14 protein-coding genes and 1 pseudogene are annotated in these 13,484 nt (G+C 66.0%); 13 read left to right on the forward strand and 2 right to left on the reverse strand.

The features are described 5' to 3' along the window. Position 1 precedes the first annotated feature (1 nt). Entirely contained in the window at positions 2–763 is a 762-nt protein-coding gene (locus tag VHL31_RS18930) for an acylneuraminate cytidylyltransferase family protein (RefSeq protein WP_329662804.1), read from the reverse strand. 102 nt (positions 764–865) lie between these two features. On the opposite strand from VHL31_RS18930, the gene VHL31_RS18935 reads away from it, so the two are divergent. Next, positions 866–1,969, forward strand: a complete 1,104-nt coding sequence (locus VHL31_RS18935; RefSeq protein ID WP_329662805.1) for an FAD-binding oxidoreductase — start codon at positions 866–868, stop codon at positions 1,967–1,969. Positions 1,970–2,030: 61 nt separating this feature from the next. Beyond that, positions 2,031–3,092 (forward strand): SDR family oxidoreductase, encoded by a 1,062-nt coding sequence (locus VHL31_RS18940; RefSeq protein ID WP_329662806.1) that lies wholly within the window; start codon positions 2,031–2,033, stop codon positions 3,090–3,092. 30 nt (positions 3,093–3,122) lie between these two features. On the opposite strand, the gene VHL31_RS18945 is transcribed toward VHL31_RS18940, so the two are convergent. Next, positions 3,123–4,124 (reverse strand): SDR family oxidoreductase, encoded by a 1,002-nt coding sequence (locus tag VHL31_RS18945; protein WP_329662807.1) that lies wholly within the window; start codon positions 4,122–4,124, stop codon positions 3,123–3,125. A gap of 225 nt (positions 4,125–4,349) precedes the next feature. Here VHL31_RS18945 and VHL31_RS18950 point away from each other — a divergent pair, with 225 nt between their 5' ends. From VHL31_RS18950 to VHL31_RS19000, 11 genes and pseudogenes are all read left to right on the forward strand, one after another. Then, positions 4,350–5,195: a BtpA/SgcQ family protein gene (locus tag VHL31_RS18950; protein WP_329662808.1), complete on the forward strand. Its 846-nt coding sequence runs from the start codon at positions 4,350–4,352 to the stop codon at positions 5,193–5,195. Then, positions 5,192–6,046 (forward strand): ribokinase, encoded by an 855-nt coding sequence (locus tag VHL31_RS18955; protein WP_329662809.1) that lies wholly within the window; start codon positions 5,192–5,194, stop codon positions 6,044–6,046. Before VHL31_RS18950 ends, VHL31_RS18955 begins: the two co-directional genes overlap by 4 nt. Next, positions 6,043–7,215 carry a carbohydrate kinase family protein gene (locus VHL31_RS18960; protein ID WP_329662810.1) on the forward strand — a complete coding sequence of 391 codons (1,173 nt, stop codon included), beginning with the start codon at positions 6,043–6,045 and terminating at the stop codon, positions 7,213–7,215. The genes VHL31_RS18955 and VHL31_RS18960 overlap by 4 nt, the downstream gene beginning before the upstream one ends. Positions 7,216–7,296: 81 nt before the next feature. Next, on the forward strand, positions 7,297–8,241 hold the full coding sequence (locus VHL31_RS18965; protein WP_329662811.1) for a substrate-binding domain-containing protein: 945 nt from the start codon (positions 7,297–7,299) through the stop codon (positions 8,239–8,241). A 2-nt stretch (positions 8,242–8,243) separates the two neighbouring features. Continuing rightward, the gene (locus VHL31_RS18970) at positions 8,244–9,041 is read left to right on the forward strand and encodes an ATP-binding cassette domain-containing protein (protein ID WP_329662812.1); all 798 of its coding nucleotides are present in this window, start codon (positions 8,244–8,246) and stop codon (positions 9,039–9,041) included. Beyond that, a complete protein-coding gene (locus tag VHL31_RS18975; RefSeq protein ID WP_329662813.1) occupies positions 9,038–10,033 on the forward strand; it encodes an ABC transporter permease in 996 nt (331 codons plus the stop codon). The genes VHL31_RS18970 and VHL31_RS18975 overlap by 4 nt, the downstream gene beginning before the upstream one ends. After that, positions 10,030–11,088, forward strand: a complete 1,059-nt coding sequence (locus tag VHL31_RS18980) for a hypothetical protein (protein ID WP_329662814.1) — start codon at positions 10,030–10,032, stop codon at positions 11,086–11,088. The genes VHL31_RS18975 and VHL31_RS18980 overlap by 4 nt, the downstream gene beginning before the upstream one ends. 21 nt (positions 11,089–11,109) lie before the next feature. Then, complete coding sequence (locus VHL31_RS18985) at positions 11,110–11,886, forward strand: glutamine amidotransferase (protein ID WP_329662815.1); 777 nt, start codon at positions 11,110–11,112, stop codon at positions 11,884–11,886. A gap of 26 nt (positions 11,887–11,912) precedes the next feature. Next, positions 11,913–12,875, forward strand: coding sequence for a zinc-binding alcohol dehydrogenase (locus tag VHL31_RS18990; protein WP_329662816.1), 963 nt, complete (start codon positions 11,913–11,915; stop codon positions 12,873–12,875). A gap of 17 nt (positions 12,876–12,892) precedes the next feature. Then, complete coding sequence (locus tag VHL31_RS18995) at positions 12,893–13,303, forward strand: 6-carboxytetrahydropterin synthase (protein WP_329662817.1); 411 nt, start codon at positions 12,893–12,895, stop codon at positions 13,301–13,303. Beyond that, a pseudogene (locus VHL31_RS19000) lies at positions 13,296–13,484 on the forward strand (glycosyltransferase family 1 protein); the annotation flags it as partial. The gene VHL31_RS18995 and the pseudogene VHL31_RS19000, both read left to right, overlap by 8 nt.

A 13,484-nucleotide genomic window follows, 5' to 3' on the forward strand; every position in this document is an offset into this window, starting at 1 on the left:
GTCAGGCATTGCCGAGGTTGATGGGCGGCCGGTCGATCACCGGCAGCTTCGCCCCCTCGTGCTCGATGATGTGGAGGGCGTAGAACCAGTCCTCGGGGTCGTTCAGGTCGACCCCCTCGAAACCCTGGGTCAGGAAGGGCATGAAGCTGACGCCCGCGATCGTCCGCCCGTCCCGCACCACCCTCGACCACGCGATCTCCAGGCTGGCATTCTGGACATAGACCTCCGGCAGGGACGGGTACTGAGAGCTGTGCCAGGGCTGTTCGGGCGGCCCGAAGGGAAGCAGCGGCGACATCCGGTTGCCGCGGATCACCCACATCTTGGCAGGATGCTCCCGGCACTTCTGCACCGCGCGCAGGCTGTCGAATTGCTCCCGCTCGCCCAGGAACTGCGCCCAGGCGCGCTGGATCGTCTCGGGCTGACGGAACGGCGAGGTCGGGCGCAGGATCGAGAAGCAGTCATAGGGCCGCTCCAGCGTGGCCAGCGCGTGCTCGACCCAGTCGATGTCGGGCGAGCGATCGCCGGCCATCTCCGGCGGCCGCATCACCACCTCGGCTCCATAATGCCGGGCGATCTCAGCATAGTCGCCGCTGTCGGTGGACACGCAGACCTGATCGAACACGCCCGACGAGTGGGCAGCACAGATCGTATAGGCCATCGCCGGGTGGCCCAGCAGCGGACGGATGTTCTTGTCGGCCACCCGCTTCGATCCGCTACGGGCGGGGATCAGGGCGACGATCGAGGGTGCATGGTCGGCGGGCATGACGAATCCAGGCGCCACGTTGGTGGCAGGCCTTCTAGTGGGTTTTGCCGGTCAGGGGAAATAGGTAGGGAAGAGCCAAGCCGCTCGCGAGGATGGTGAAGCATGGCAGCGCCCAGGATCGTCGTGATCGGTACAGGCATCATCGGCGCGTCCATCGCATGGCATCTGACATTTGCCGGTGCCGCGGTCACCGTGGTCGATGCGAGCGAGCCGGGCGGAGTCGCCACGCCCTGCTCGTTTGCCTGGATCAATGCGAGCTGGGGCAACCCGGAGCCCTATTACCGCCTGCGGATCCGCTCGATGGCGGAATGGCGGCGGTTGGCTGAGGTCGTGCCGGCACTGCCGCTGTCGTGGACCGGCGGCCTGTGCTGGGATCAACCGGTCGCGCAACTGCAGGCCTATGCGGAGGAGCATGGGCGCTGGGGCTACGGCATCCGGGCAGTCGCCCAGGCCGAGATCGCCCTGCTCGAGCCGAACCTCCTGGACGTGCCGACATTTGCCCTGCATGTGGCCGAGGAAGGTGCCGTCGAGCCACGCCTGGCAGCGGTGGCGCTCCTGGCGGACGCGCAGCGCCGGGGCGCCAAGATCCTGCAGCGAACGGCAGTTTCTGCCCTTCAGCATGGCAATGGCCGCATCGATGGCGTCAAGACGACCAATGGCATGCTTCCCGCCGACCACGTCGTGTTGGCCGCCGGTGCCGGAACGCCTGCGCTGGCCGCCACGGCCGACATACATCTGCCGCTTCAGACGCCACCGGGCATGCTGGTCCATTCCCGGCCTCACAGGCAATTGCTCAACGGGCTCGTGATGGCGCCTGGCATGCATATGCGGCAGACGATGGACGGCCGTATCGTTACCGGTGCCGACTTCTCCGGTGCCGACCCCGGCACCCATCCGGCCGAGGCGGCACGCATCCTGTTCGAGCGCAGCAAGGCCGCCCTGCGCGGTGCCGACGACCTCACCCTGGATTTCCACACGGTTGGCTACCGGCCGACGCCTTCGGACGGCTTCCCTGTCATCGGACGGCCAGCCGGGCGCAAGGGCCTCTATGTTGCAGTGATGCATTCCGGTGTCACGCTGGCGCCTGCGGTCGGCCGGTTCGCTGCTGAAGAGATCGTTGGCGAGCGTGAGGAAGCGTTGCTGGCACCCTACCGACCGTCGCGCTTTGCGGGGTCGGCCTCTGCCGAACTGGCGAAGACGACCTGATAGTGGCCACGGTCACCGACCCGCCCTACCTCTGCTGGCACTGGAGAAGAAAGGTGAGACGATGAGCGACGTAGCTCTGGTGGTTGGTGCCAGCGGCATCATCGGAAGTGCCACGGCGCACGAACTGGCCGGCCAAGGCTGGACGGTGCATGGACTGGCGCGTCGGCCGCCGACCGATGTGCCTGGGCTGCAGCCGGTGGCAGCCGACCTGCTGGACCCGACCAGCCTGGAGGCGGCGCTCAAGGACGTGGCGCCGACCCATGTGTTCCTGACCTCCTGGATGCGCAATGCCACGGAGGCCGAGAACATCAAGGTGAACGCCGGAATGGTGCGCAACGTCCTGGCGGCGCTCTCGCCACGCAAGTCCGTGCGTCATGTCGGGCTGGTGACGGGCCTGAAGCACTATCTCGGCCCATTCGACGCCTATGCGAAGGGCGAGATGCAGACGCCGTTCCGCGAGGAACAGCCGCGCCTGCCGATCGAGAACTTCTATTATGCGCAGGAAGACGAGGTATATGCCGCGTCGGCCCGCGATGGCTTTACCTGGAGCATCCACCGGCCTCACACGGTCATCGGCAAGGCCGTCGGCAACCTGATGAACATGGGCACGACGCTCGCCGTCTATGCCAGCATCTGCAAGGAGACCGGCCGGCCGTTCCGATGGCCGGGTTCGGAGGCCCAATGGAACGGGCTGAGCGACGTGACCGATGCACGCGTGCTGGCCAAGCACCTTCTATGGGCTGCGACCACGGAGGCTGCGCACAACGAGGCGTTCAACGTCGTCAATGGGGATGTCTTCCGCTGGCGCTGGCTTTGGAAGAGGCTGGCAGGCTGGTTCGGCGTGGAAGCGGCCGGCTTCGATGGCAACGTCCGTCCGCTGGAAGCCGAAATGGCGAACGACGCGCCCATCTGGCGCCAGATCGCGGAGCGACACCAGTTGGTGGAGCCCGACCTGACCAAGCTCGCCTCGGCTTGGCATACCGATCTCGACGTCGGCCGGCCGATGGAAGTCATGGCCGACATGACGAAGAGCCGGAAGCTCGGCTTCACGGTCTTCCAGCCGACGGAAGACTCATTCTTCGATCTGTTCGAGCGGCTGCGGGCGGACCGGCTGATCCCCTGATCGCCGCCCCACCCGCAGTGCCGCCTCGCTTCAGATGGGACGGTTCCCGCGGGCGAGGCGACCGGCCGCGAAGACCAGGCCGGCCACCATGGCCGTCGTGACGGCCGGGTGTAACCGTGCGCGGGTATAGAGGCTGGGACGGATCATGCTGCCCTGCGTGTCGCCGCGCACCTTCGCCTCGGCAAAGCCGTTATAGAGATTGTCGCCGCGCGACACTGGCTTGGGTCCGAGCTGGGCATCGAACAGCACCTGCTCGCTGACCTTGTCGACCATGCGTGGGGCCGCATGGCTGATGGTGCTGGCTGTCTGTGCCGCGGAGCCGACGAAGATGTCGCGCCTCGGATGGGCGGCCGCATCCAGGATGGCCAGGGCGACCTCCTCCGGCGCATAGACCGGGGGCGGAAACCTGGCTTCCTGTGACGTGTAGTTCTTCACGTGCTGCGGCATCGGTGTGCCGATCGAGGCAGGCTTGATCAGCGTGACCGAGATCGGAGCGCCGCGCTCCTCCAGTTCCATGCGCAGGGCATCGGTGAATCCCTTCACCGCATGCTTGCTGGCAGAGTAGATGCCCTGCAGCGGGATGGCGCGGTCCGACGCCATGCTGCCGACATTGATCAAGGCGCCGCCCTGCTTTTCCAGATGGGGGATCGCGACCAGGGAGCCGTGGATCATCCCCCAGAAGTTGATCTCGAACAGCTGACGCATGTCGGCTTCGCTGACTTCTTCCAGCCGCCCCCAGATGCCTACGCCGGCATTGTTGACCCAGCTATCGATCCGGCCGAAGCGCTCCAACGCCTTGTCGGCAACTGCCTGGACATCCTCGCGGCGGGCAACGTCGCAATGGACGGAGATGGCCTCGCCGCCTGCCTGCATGATGCCCTGCACGGCCTTCTCGAGCGCCTCGTCGCTGCGGGCCGCCAGCACCACCTTGGCACCTTGCGCCGCCGCCGACTGCGCCGTCGCAAGCCCGATGCCGCTCGATGCGCCGGTGATCACGATCACCTGGCCCTTCACGGGCTTCAACTTCACCATCACGAACTCCTGGTCGCCTGTCCGGACCCAGGCGCGATGTCCGCGCGACCCGGACGTTGCACTGGCCAACCAAGCTCTCATGCTCCGGCCAGTTCCGTTTCCCGGCCCTGTGCTGTGATCCGGGGACGCATTCGTCCTGTTTTCCCGATAACCGCGACGAAAGCGACGGACGCTGCTAGAGCGGCCCTTCGCAGATAGTGTTGAACCCCGTCCTGGGTCCGGATCATGTCCACCACGCCCGTCGTACGTCCCCGTGACCACGCGCTCCGCACACTGTTCGGCCGCGAACGTGGCGTCGTGATCGGGGTCGTGCATCTGCTGCCGCTTCCAGGCTCGCCCGAACACGATGGCGGCCCTGCAGAACAGGTTTATGAACGAGCCGTGCGGGACGCCGAAGCCTACGCATCGGGTGGCGTCGACGGGTTCATCGTGGAGAACCACGGTGATGTCCCGTTCCTCAAGCCCGACCGGATCGGACCTGAAACGGCGGCTTGCATGGCGATCGCCACCGAGCGGGTGCGTCGTGCCTGCGGACTGCCAGTCGGCATCAATGTACTCGCCAACGCTGCCGATGTGGCGCTGGCCGTGGCGGCGGCGGCGGGAGCGGGGTTCATCCGGGTGAACCAGTGGGCCAACGCCTATGTCGCCAACGAAGGGATCATCGAAGGGCCGGCCGCGACCGCACTCCGCTATCGCAAATCGCTGGGTGCCGCGGGCATTCGCATCTTCGCCGACAGCCATGTGAAGCACGGTGCGCATGCCATCACCGGAGACCGCTCGGTGGCGGAGCTGACCAGAGACCTGGAATGGTCCGGTGCCGACGTCGTGATCGCGACGGGCCAGCGTACGGGCAACGCGGCCAATACCAGTGAAATAGAGGAAATTGCTTCTTCCACTTCTTTGCCGGTAGTTACTGGGTCTGGCGCAACAAAAGACAATGTCGGTTGCATCCTGAAGTTTGCCTGCGGGGTAATCGTGGCAAGTTCACTGAAGGAGGACGGCGTGTGGTGGAATCCGGTGGAGCCCGGCAGGGTGCGGGCCTTCATGGCGGAAGTGGGCAAGCATCGGTGAGCACCCTGCTCGTCCTGGGCAATGCCGCGATCGATCTCACCTTGCGGATGGAGCGCCTGCCTGTCCCGGGCGAGTCGGTCCTGACGAACGCTCGCCAGGAGGATATCGGCGGCAAGGGGCTGAACCAAGCCGTGGCGGCGCATCGCGCAGGTGCACGCGTCCGCTTGGTAGCCGCCGTCGGAGCGGACCGTGATGCCGCCCTAATCCGCAGGTCGCTGGCCAAGGAAGGAATCAGCCCCGACGACCTGGTGAGCTTTCAGGGTCCAACCGACCAGTCCATCGTCATGCTGTCGGAGGCGGGCGACAACATGATCATCACGTCGAGCGACGCCGCGCGCTCGATTGCACCACAGACGGCGACGCTGGCTTGCGCGGGCCTGGGCTCGGGCGACATCCTGCTCGTGCAGGGCAACCTCCGGCAGGACACGACCGAGGCTGCCGTACAGCAGGCGCGGCGCCGTGGCATGCGGATCCTCGCTAACCCTGCACCCCTCGGCTTCGACTGGGTACCGTTCTTGCCGGACCTCGACCTGCTGATCGTCAATGCCGTGGAAGCGGGGCAAATCGACGTCAACAGAGCAGCCAGGGCCATTATCACCCGGGGAGCTGACGGCGCAGAACTGCTGGCAGGCAACGACAACATCCACGTACCTGCGTCAGCGGTCACGGCACTCGACACGACCGGGGCGGGGGACGTCCTGACCGGGGTGCTGGCGGCGGGATTGTGGCGTGGCATGGATGTGGAACCTGCCCTGCGCTGGGGGATGGCGGCAGCAAGCATGAAGGTCCAACGGCGAGGCACGATTTCCGCCTTTCCCGATCGGACCGAACTGGCGAACCTGCGGTCTTGAGCGGGAACGGCCGGCCAACCATCCGTGAAGTCGCCCGCCTGGCTGGCGTCTCGATCGGCACGGTCAGCAATGTCCTGACCGGCGCCCGGTCGGTCGCTCCATCGACCAGGGGCGCCATCGAGAGCGCAATCAGCCGCCTGGGCTATCAGCCAGACCAAGCCGGCCGGGTCCTCAACAGCCGGCGCCGTCGCGGACCAGTGATGCCGCCACCCGACCGCCCCCGCCTGACGGCGGTCGGCTATCTCTGCGCCGACCTCACCGCCCGCCTGCCTGTCCTGCCGGGGCGCGACATGCGGTCGACCGCGCACGTGATCACCAAGACGCTCGGCGGTTCGGCCGCCAACGTCGCGGTGGTGGCAGCCGGGCTTGGTAATCCCTTTGCGATGTGGGTCGAGCTGATGACCGTGCTCGGCACCGACCCTGAGAGCGATTGGGCAGCGGACCTGCTGTCCCAACGCGGCGTGGCGCTGACGCCAGGATCCAGGCGCCCGGACGCGCAGCTGTCCAAGTGCATCGTGCTGGTGGACGGTACCGGTGCGCGGACGATCGTCAATGAGCCGCTCCTGGTGCCAAGGGAGCATCTGATCGGGTGGCTCGACATGCTTGCCCCGGCAGCTGGCCGCCATTGCCTGCACATCCAGGGCGACCAACTGGAGGAGCTGATGGATGTGCTGCCGTTGGCGCGAGGTCGCGGCCTGCTTTTGGCCTTCCATACGCCAGGACTGCCCACGGCATTGCGGACTCCCGAGGGGCTCCGGCTGATCACCGCCCTGTTCGACCTGGTCCTGCTCGACCTGGATGTTACCCACGCCGTTGCTGGGCATGCGGGGAATTGCCGTGAGCTGGTGAAGCAGTTCGACGCCCTGCTGGACAGGCGTCGGCGGGCGATCGTCGTGGTGACGCTGGAGGCCGATGGCGCGGCCGTGCTTCAGGCCGGCCAAAGCCCCGAACTGGTCCCGGCCGAACCCGTGCCGCCCGTGGACAGGACAGGGGCCGGCGACTGCTTTGCCGGCACCTTCCTGGCCGCCTGGCTGTCTGGCTATGGTGCACCGGCCGCCTGCCGCCTGGCTGTTCTGGCAGCATCCCGCTCCGTCACCGTTCCAGGAGCGCAGGAGTTCCGGCCAAAGGGAGCCAGTCTGCTGGAAGCTGTCAGCGCAGAAGCAGTTTGAACGTTTCAATCGATGGAGATACGGTTTTTTCGACAACGCCTCGCCGGCACAGGTGCCGTCGAGTTGGGGGAGACCTGGGACATGATTCTTCGTCGACACGTCCTCCTCGCCGGCGCGGCCATCGCCGCCGGCCTCGGCATCGCCGGCACCCCGGTGCGGGCCCAGGAACCGACCATCGGCCTAGTCCAGATCAACCAGCAGGCCCTGTTCTTCACGCAGATGAACGAGGGCGCGCAGAAGAAGGCCGACGAACTCGGTGTCAATCTCGTCATTTTCAACGCCAACAACGATCCGGCTGCGCAGAACAACGCGATTGAAACCTATATTGCTCAGAAGGTCGCGGCTCTGGTCGTGGTCGCCATCGACGTGAACGGCATCATGCCGGCCGTTCAGGCCGCCGCCGATGCGAAGATCCCGGTGGTCGCTGTCGATGCGATCCTCCCTGAAGGTCCCCAGGTCGCCCAGGTCGGCGTCGACAATGCGCTGGCCGGCAAGATGATGGGCGAGGAGTTCCTCAAGATCGTGAAGTCCGACATGGGCGGCAGCGCCAAGCTCGGAATCGTCGGTGCCCTGAACTCCGCCATCCAGAACGTCCGCCAGAAGGGCTTCGAGGACGTCGTGGCGACGGCCGAGGGCATCACCATGGCGGGCGTCGTGGATGGCCGGAACATCCAGGACAACGCCATGTCGGCCGCCGAGAACCTCCTGACCGCGAACCCTGACCTCACGGCCATCTACGCCACTGGCGAACCCGCCCTGGTGGGTGCCGTGGCGGCGGTCGAGAGCCAGGGCCGGCAGGCCGATGTGAAGGTGGTCGGCTGGGACCTCACTGCCTCCGTGATCAAGGGCATCGACGACGGCTATGTCGTAGGCGTGGTCCAGCAGGATCCGGCCGGCATGGGTGCCGCGGCGGTCGAGGCTGCGTTCAAGGCGTCGAAAGGCGAGACGGTGGAGAAGAACATCGCCGTGCCCGTGACGATCGTGAACAAGTCCAACGTCGAGCCGTATCGCGCCGTCTTCAAGTGAGCATGGGCGACAGCACGGCAGCCGCGCAGGCGGCTGCCGTTCCCCGGGTGAGCCTGCACGGCATCAGGAAGCGCTTCGGGTCGATCGAGGCCTTGCGCGGTGTCGACCTGGACCTGATGCCGGGCGAGGTACTGGGCCTGGTCGGCGACAATGCCGCAGGCAAGTCGACCCTGACCAAGATCATCAGCGGCGCCTATGTCCCAGACCAGGGTCGCATCCTCGTCGATGGCGTCGAGGCCGTGTACACCACGCCGGCCGAGGCCCGCGGGATCGGCATCGAGATGGTCTATCAGGACCTGTCCTTGTGCGACACGGTCGACGTGGCCGGCAACCTGTTCCTTGGCCGCGAACCACGCCGCTCTTTCCTGGGCTTCCAGTTGCTCGACAAGAAGCGGATGCGCGAGGAGGCCAGACGCAATCTGGATGCCCTCGACATCCACGTGCCCAGCCTCGATGCCTATGTCGAGAAGCTGTCGGGCGGGCAGCGCCAGTCCATCGCGATCGCCCGCGCCGCAGCCTTCAACCCGCGTGTCCTGATCATGGACGAACCGACCTCGGCCCTGGCCGTGGCCGAGGTGGAGGCGGTGCTTCGCTTGATCCGGCGTCTGGCCGAGGATGGCACCTCGATCATCCTGATCACGCACCGCCTGCAGGATCTGTTCCGCGTCTGCGACAGGATTGCAGTGATGTATGAAGGGGTGAAGGTGGCGGAACGCAACATCGGCGAAACCGACCTCGAAGACCTGGTCGGGCTGATCGTGGGCGGAAAGGCGGCGAAGCTGAAGGGCGAAGCGGCGTGAGCACCCGTCCTGTCTACGAGCGTCGGCCGACCGGCCCGCGTCACCATGACTTCCTGGCACGTCACGCCCAGGTCCTGAGCATCGCCGCGTTCTTCCTTCTGATGGTGGTGCTGTTCGCAACCCAGACAAACGCGTTCCTCAGCCAGGTCAACCTGCTCAACCTTCTGCGCCAGTCGGCCCCGCTGATCATCGTCGCGGTCGCCATGACCTTCGTGATCACGACCGGCGGTATCGACCTGTCGGTTGGCTCCACCGTAGCGCTGGTCAATGCGCTGGCGGCGATCCTGCTGCAATATGGTATCCCTTGGCCGATGGTGGTGGGGGGCATGCTGCTCCTGGGCGCCGGCATCGGTGCGCTGCAGGGCTGGTTCGTGGCGCGCGAGGGCATCCCAGCCTTCATCGTGACGCTGGCGGGCCTGTCGATCCTGCGCGGCGTGGCCCTCCTGCTCACCCAAGGCTTCTCGATCCCGATCGCATCCGACAACTGGTTCGTGCAGATCGGCCGCGGCTGGCTATTCGGCATTCCGCTGCCGGCTATCCTGGCTGTCCTGGTGATGGTGGTGAGTGCCACCGTGCTGGCCTCCACCCGGTTCGGCCGCTACGTTACGGCTGTCGGCGCCAACGCTGAGGCGGCACGGCGGGCCGGCATTGACGTTCGCGGCGTGACGACGATGGTCTATGTGCTCACGGGTGCTGCCGCCGCCCTTGCCGGAATCGTGATCGCCGCCCGCCTTGGCTCCGGCTCCTCCAACGCCGCCGTCGGCTTCGAACTCGACGTGATCGCGGCGGTGGTGCTTGGTGGCACGTCTTTGATGGGCGGGCGCGGGACGATCCTCGGCACCTGCCTGGGCGCGCTTACCATCGCCGTCATCGGCAACGGCCTGATCCTGGCGCACATCTCGCCGTTCTTCACCCAGATCGTGACGGGCCTGATCATCCTCGCCGCCATCTGGCTCAACACGAAGGTCTTCCGGGGCGGACGCAAGACATGAGCGAACTGTCAGAGGCCCATCTCGGGTCTGGCAAGGTCATGACCGTGACCGGGCCGATCGCTGCGGCCGACATGGGTATCACGCTGCCGCACGAGCACATCCTCAATGACTGCCGCTGCTGGTGGAATCCACCAAAGGAGCCCGAGCGGGAGTATCTGGCGCACGCAAAGGTCCATATCGGCATCCTGTCCGAGCTGCGGCAGGACCCGTTCGTCAACCTGCACAATTGCGGCCTGGACGACGAGCCCCTCGCCATCGAGGAGCTGACCGCCTTCAAGCGTGCCGGTGGCGCCACCGTGGTGGATCCGACCTGCCGCGGCATCGGCCGCAACCCGCAGGCGCTGCAGCGGATCTCGCAGGCGACCGGCCTGAACATCGTGATGGGCTCAGGCTACTACCTGCACAGCTCCCACCCGCCCGAGCTGGCTGCCATGTCCATCGACGATGTGGCCGACCAGATCGTGGCCGAGGCGCTGGTCGGCATCGACGGCGTGAAGATCGGTCTGATCGGCGAAATCGGCGTCAGCTCCGACTTCACGGCAGAAGAGCGCAAGTCCCTGCGCGGTGCCGCGCGCGCCCAGAGACGCACGCAGCTGCCGATCATGATCCACCTGCCCGGCTGGTTTCGCTTGGGGCTGGAGGTGCTGGACATGATCGAGGAGGAGGGCGGCAACCTGCGCCACACCATCCTCTGCCACATGAACCCGTCCTTCGACGATCCCGTTTACCAGAAGGCCTGCGCCGACCGCGGAGCGTTCCTTGAGTATGACATGATCGGCATGGACTTCTTCTATGCGGACCAGGGCGTGCAATGCCCTTCCAACGAGGATTATGCGCGCGCCATCCGCCGGCTGGTCGAGGATGGCTATGGACATAAGCTGCTGCTGTCGCAGGACGTGTTCCTGAAGAACATGCTGACGGCCTATGGCGGCAACGGCTACGCCTTCGTGCTGCGCCATTTCGTGCCACGCCTGCGCCGCCACGGCGTGCCGGAGGATGCCATCCAGCGCATGCTCGTGCAGAATCCCCGGCAGGCCTTCGACGCGACCGCCTGAACACGCCCCTTGGAGAATCCGATGACTAAAAAAGAAGTGCTGCTGGCCGGCGAGAGCTGGGCCACATCCGCCGTCCACACCAAGGGCTTCGACCAGTTCAGCTCGGTCACCTTTCACCTGGGCGCGGAGCCCCTGGTGAAGGCGCTTGCCGACAGCGAGTTCGCGTTGCGCTACATGCCGTCGCATGAGGCGGCCACGGCCTTCCCCATGAAGCTCGAGGACCTGCAGCGCTACGACGTGGTGATCCTGTCGGACATCGGTGCCAATACCCTCCTTCTGCATCCGGACGTCTGGCTGTCCGGCAAGACCGTCCCCAACCGCCTGAAGCTGCTCCGCGAGTATGTGGAGAAGGGCGGGGCGCTGTTCATGATCGGCGGCTACCTGTCCTTCCAGGGGATCAATGGCTCCGCGCGCTACGGCAAGACCGCGGTGGAAGAGGTCCTGCCGGTCACCTGCCTGCCGGTCGACGACCGCATCGAGATTCCCGAGGGCTTCGCGCCCGACCTGGTCCAGCCGGACCATCCGATCCTGGCTGGTCTCGGCACGAGCTGGCCGGTCCTGCTCGGACTGAACGAGGTGGTCGTCAAGAACCAGCCGGGCGTCGAGGTTCTGGCCCGTGCGCCAGCCGACCAGGGTGGCCACCCTCTTCTGGTCACCGGTACGTATGGCCAGGGCAGGACGCTGGTCTGGACTTCCGACATCGGGCCGCACTGGTTGCCCGAGACGTTCGTACAGTGGGAAGGCTATGCTCGCCTCTGGAAGCAGGCCCTGACCTGGCTCACCGACGGGTCGGCATGAGGAACGGCTGATCGACGGACGAACGGATGAAGGCAAGGGCATTCTGGTGGAGGGAAAAGGGCATCGGCGCTCTTCTTCCGGCCGATCCCGGGAATGCCCCGCTGCAGATCCGCGCCCGCTTCGGCACGCTGTCACGAGGCACCGAGCGGCTGGTGGCGGAAGGCCGGGTGCCGGCAGGTGAGCGGGCTCGGATGGCGTGCCCAGGGATGGGCGGCCAGTTTCCATTTCCGGTCAAGTACGGGTACTGCGTAATCGGCAAGGTCGAGCAGGGACCACCCGAGTGGCTCGGCCGGACCGTCTTTACCCTGCATCCTCACCAAGACCTGTTCGGCGTCGACGATCCTTCGGCACTTACCCTGATACCTGATCGGGTACCGCCGCAGCGCGCTATCCTGCTTGCGAACCTGGAGACGGCGCTCAATGCCGCCTGGGACGCCCCGCTCACGCCCGGAATGCGGGTCGCCGTGGTGGGAGCCGGCGTTCTCGGCTGCCTGTTTGCCAGGATCGCCAGACGCACGGCTGGAGTGGACGTCGTCCTGCTCGACATCGATCCTGCGAAGGAGACCTTGGCTAACGCATTGGGTGTTCCCTTCGGGAACGGCAATACCGAGAGCTATGATCTGGTGGTCGAGGCGACCGGCCGGCCCGAGACGCTCGATATGGCTTTGACCCTGTGCGGCCAAGAGGCAACGCTGCTGGTACTGTCCTGGTACGGTGATCGGGCAGCCCCCGCCATGCTTGGCGGAGGCTTTCATAGCCGCCGCATCCGGATCGTCTCCTCGCAGGTCGGCTCGGTGGCACCTTTCATGCGGCCGCGGGTGGACTATGCGGAGCGAAAGCGGCGGGCCGTGCACCTGCTTGAGGATCCGGCGCTGGATGCCCTGATCGGTCCGCCCATCCGCTTTGCCGACCTGCCGATCCAAGCAATGTCCCGGCTCGTAGATGGTGACACTCGCGCCCCGCTCATCGTCTACGATAACACCGACTAAACCGGAGGCCTTCAGCAATGTTCAGTGTCACCGTCCGTGACCACGTGATGATCGCGCACAGCTTCCGCGGCGAGGTATTTGGCCCGGCGCAGAAGCTGCACGGCGCCACGTTCGTGGTGGACGTGACCTTCGAGCGGCCAGAGATCGACGACGATGGGATCGTGGTCGATATCGGCCGGGCCATCGACCGCCTGAAGGAAGTGTGCGCCGAGATCAACTACAAGAATCTCGACGAACTCGACATGTTCGCGGGCAAGAACACCACGACCGAGTTCCTGTCGCACTGGATCTGGGGCCGCTTCGTGGATGATCTAAAGGGCGGACGACTCGGCCCCGGGTCGGACAAAGTGACGGCGGTGGGGGTCGAGCTCCACGAGAGCCATGTCGCCAGGGCCGGTTACAAGGCGTCGGTGCCGCCGCGTGCCTGAGCTCGTCTTCGCGATCCCTGGCGACCCTTATCAGCGGACTGGCGGCTATCTCTACGACCGCCGCCTCAGCGAAGCGCTGACCTGCTTTGGCTGGACCATCCGGCCGCTCCGCCTGTCCGACGAGTTTCCGCAGCCGTCACCAGATGCGCTTGACGAGGCTGACCTGCTTTTCGGCAGGATC

The sequence above is a fragment of the Geminicoccus sp. genome (genome assembly GCF_036263595.1).
GTDB lineage: Bacteria > Pseudomonadota > Alphaproteobacteria > Geminicoccales > Geminicoccaceae > Geminicoccus.

Bases quoted from the DNA above. Each gene is read 5' to 3' on its own strand.
- VHL31_RS18930 (WP_329662804.1), bottom strand. From the start codon at position 763: ATGCCCGCCGACCATGCACCCTCGATCGTCGCCCTGATCCCCGCCCGT.
- VHL31_RS18935 (WP_329662805.1), top strand. From the start codon at position 866: ATGGCAGCGCCCAGGATCGTCGTGATCGGTACAGGCATCATCGGCGCG.
- VHL31_RS18940 (WP_329662806.1), top strand. From the start codon at position 2,031: ATGAGCGACGTAGCTCTGGTGGTTGGTGCCAGCGGCATCATCGGAAGT.
- VHL31_RS18945 (WP_329662807.1), bottom strand. From the start codon at position 4,124: ATGGTGAAGTTGAAGCCCGTGAAGGGCCAGGTGATCGTGATCACCGGC.
- VHL31_RS18950 (WP_329662808.1), top strand. From the start codon at position 4,350: ATGTCCACCACGCCCGTCGTACGTCCCCGTGACCACGCGCTCCGCACA.
- VHL31_RS18965 (WP_329662811.1), top strand. From the start codon at position 7,297: ATGATTCTTCGTCGACACGTCCTCCTCGCCGGCGCGGCCATCGCCGCC.
- VHL31_RS18970 (WP_329662812.1), top strand. From the start codon at position 8,244: ATGGGCGACAGCACGGCAGCCGCGCAGGCGGCTGCCGTTCCCCGGGTG.
- VHL31_RS18980 (WP_329662814.1), top strand. From the start codon at position 10,030: ATGAGCGAACTGTCAGAGGCCCATCTCGGGTCTGGCAAGGTCATGACC.
- VHL31_RS18985 (WP_329662815.1), top strand. From the start codon at position 11,110: ATGACTAAAAAAGAAGTGCTGCTGGCCGGCGAGAGCTGGGCCACATCC.
- VHL31_RS18990 (WP_329662816.1), top strand. From the start codon at position 11,913: ATGAAGGCAAGGGCATTCTGGTGGAGGGAAAAGGGCATCGGCGCTCTT.
- VHL31_RS18995 (WP_329662817.1), top strand. From the start codon at position 12,893: ATGTTCAGTGTCACCGTCCGTGACCACGTGATGATCGCGCACAGCTTC.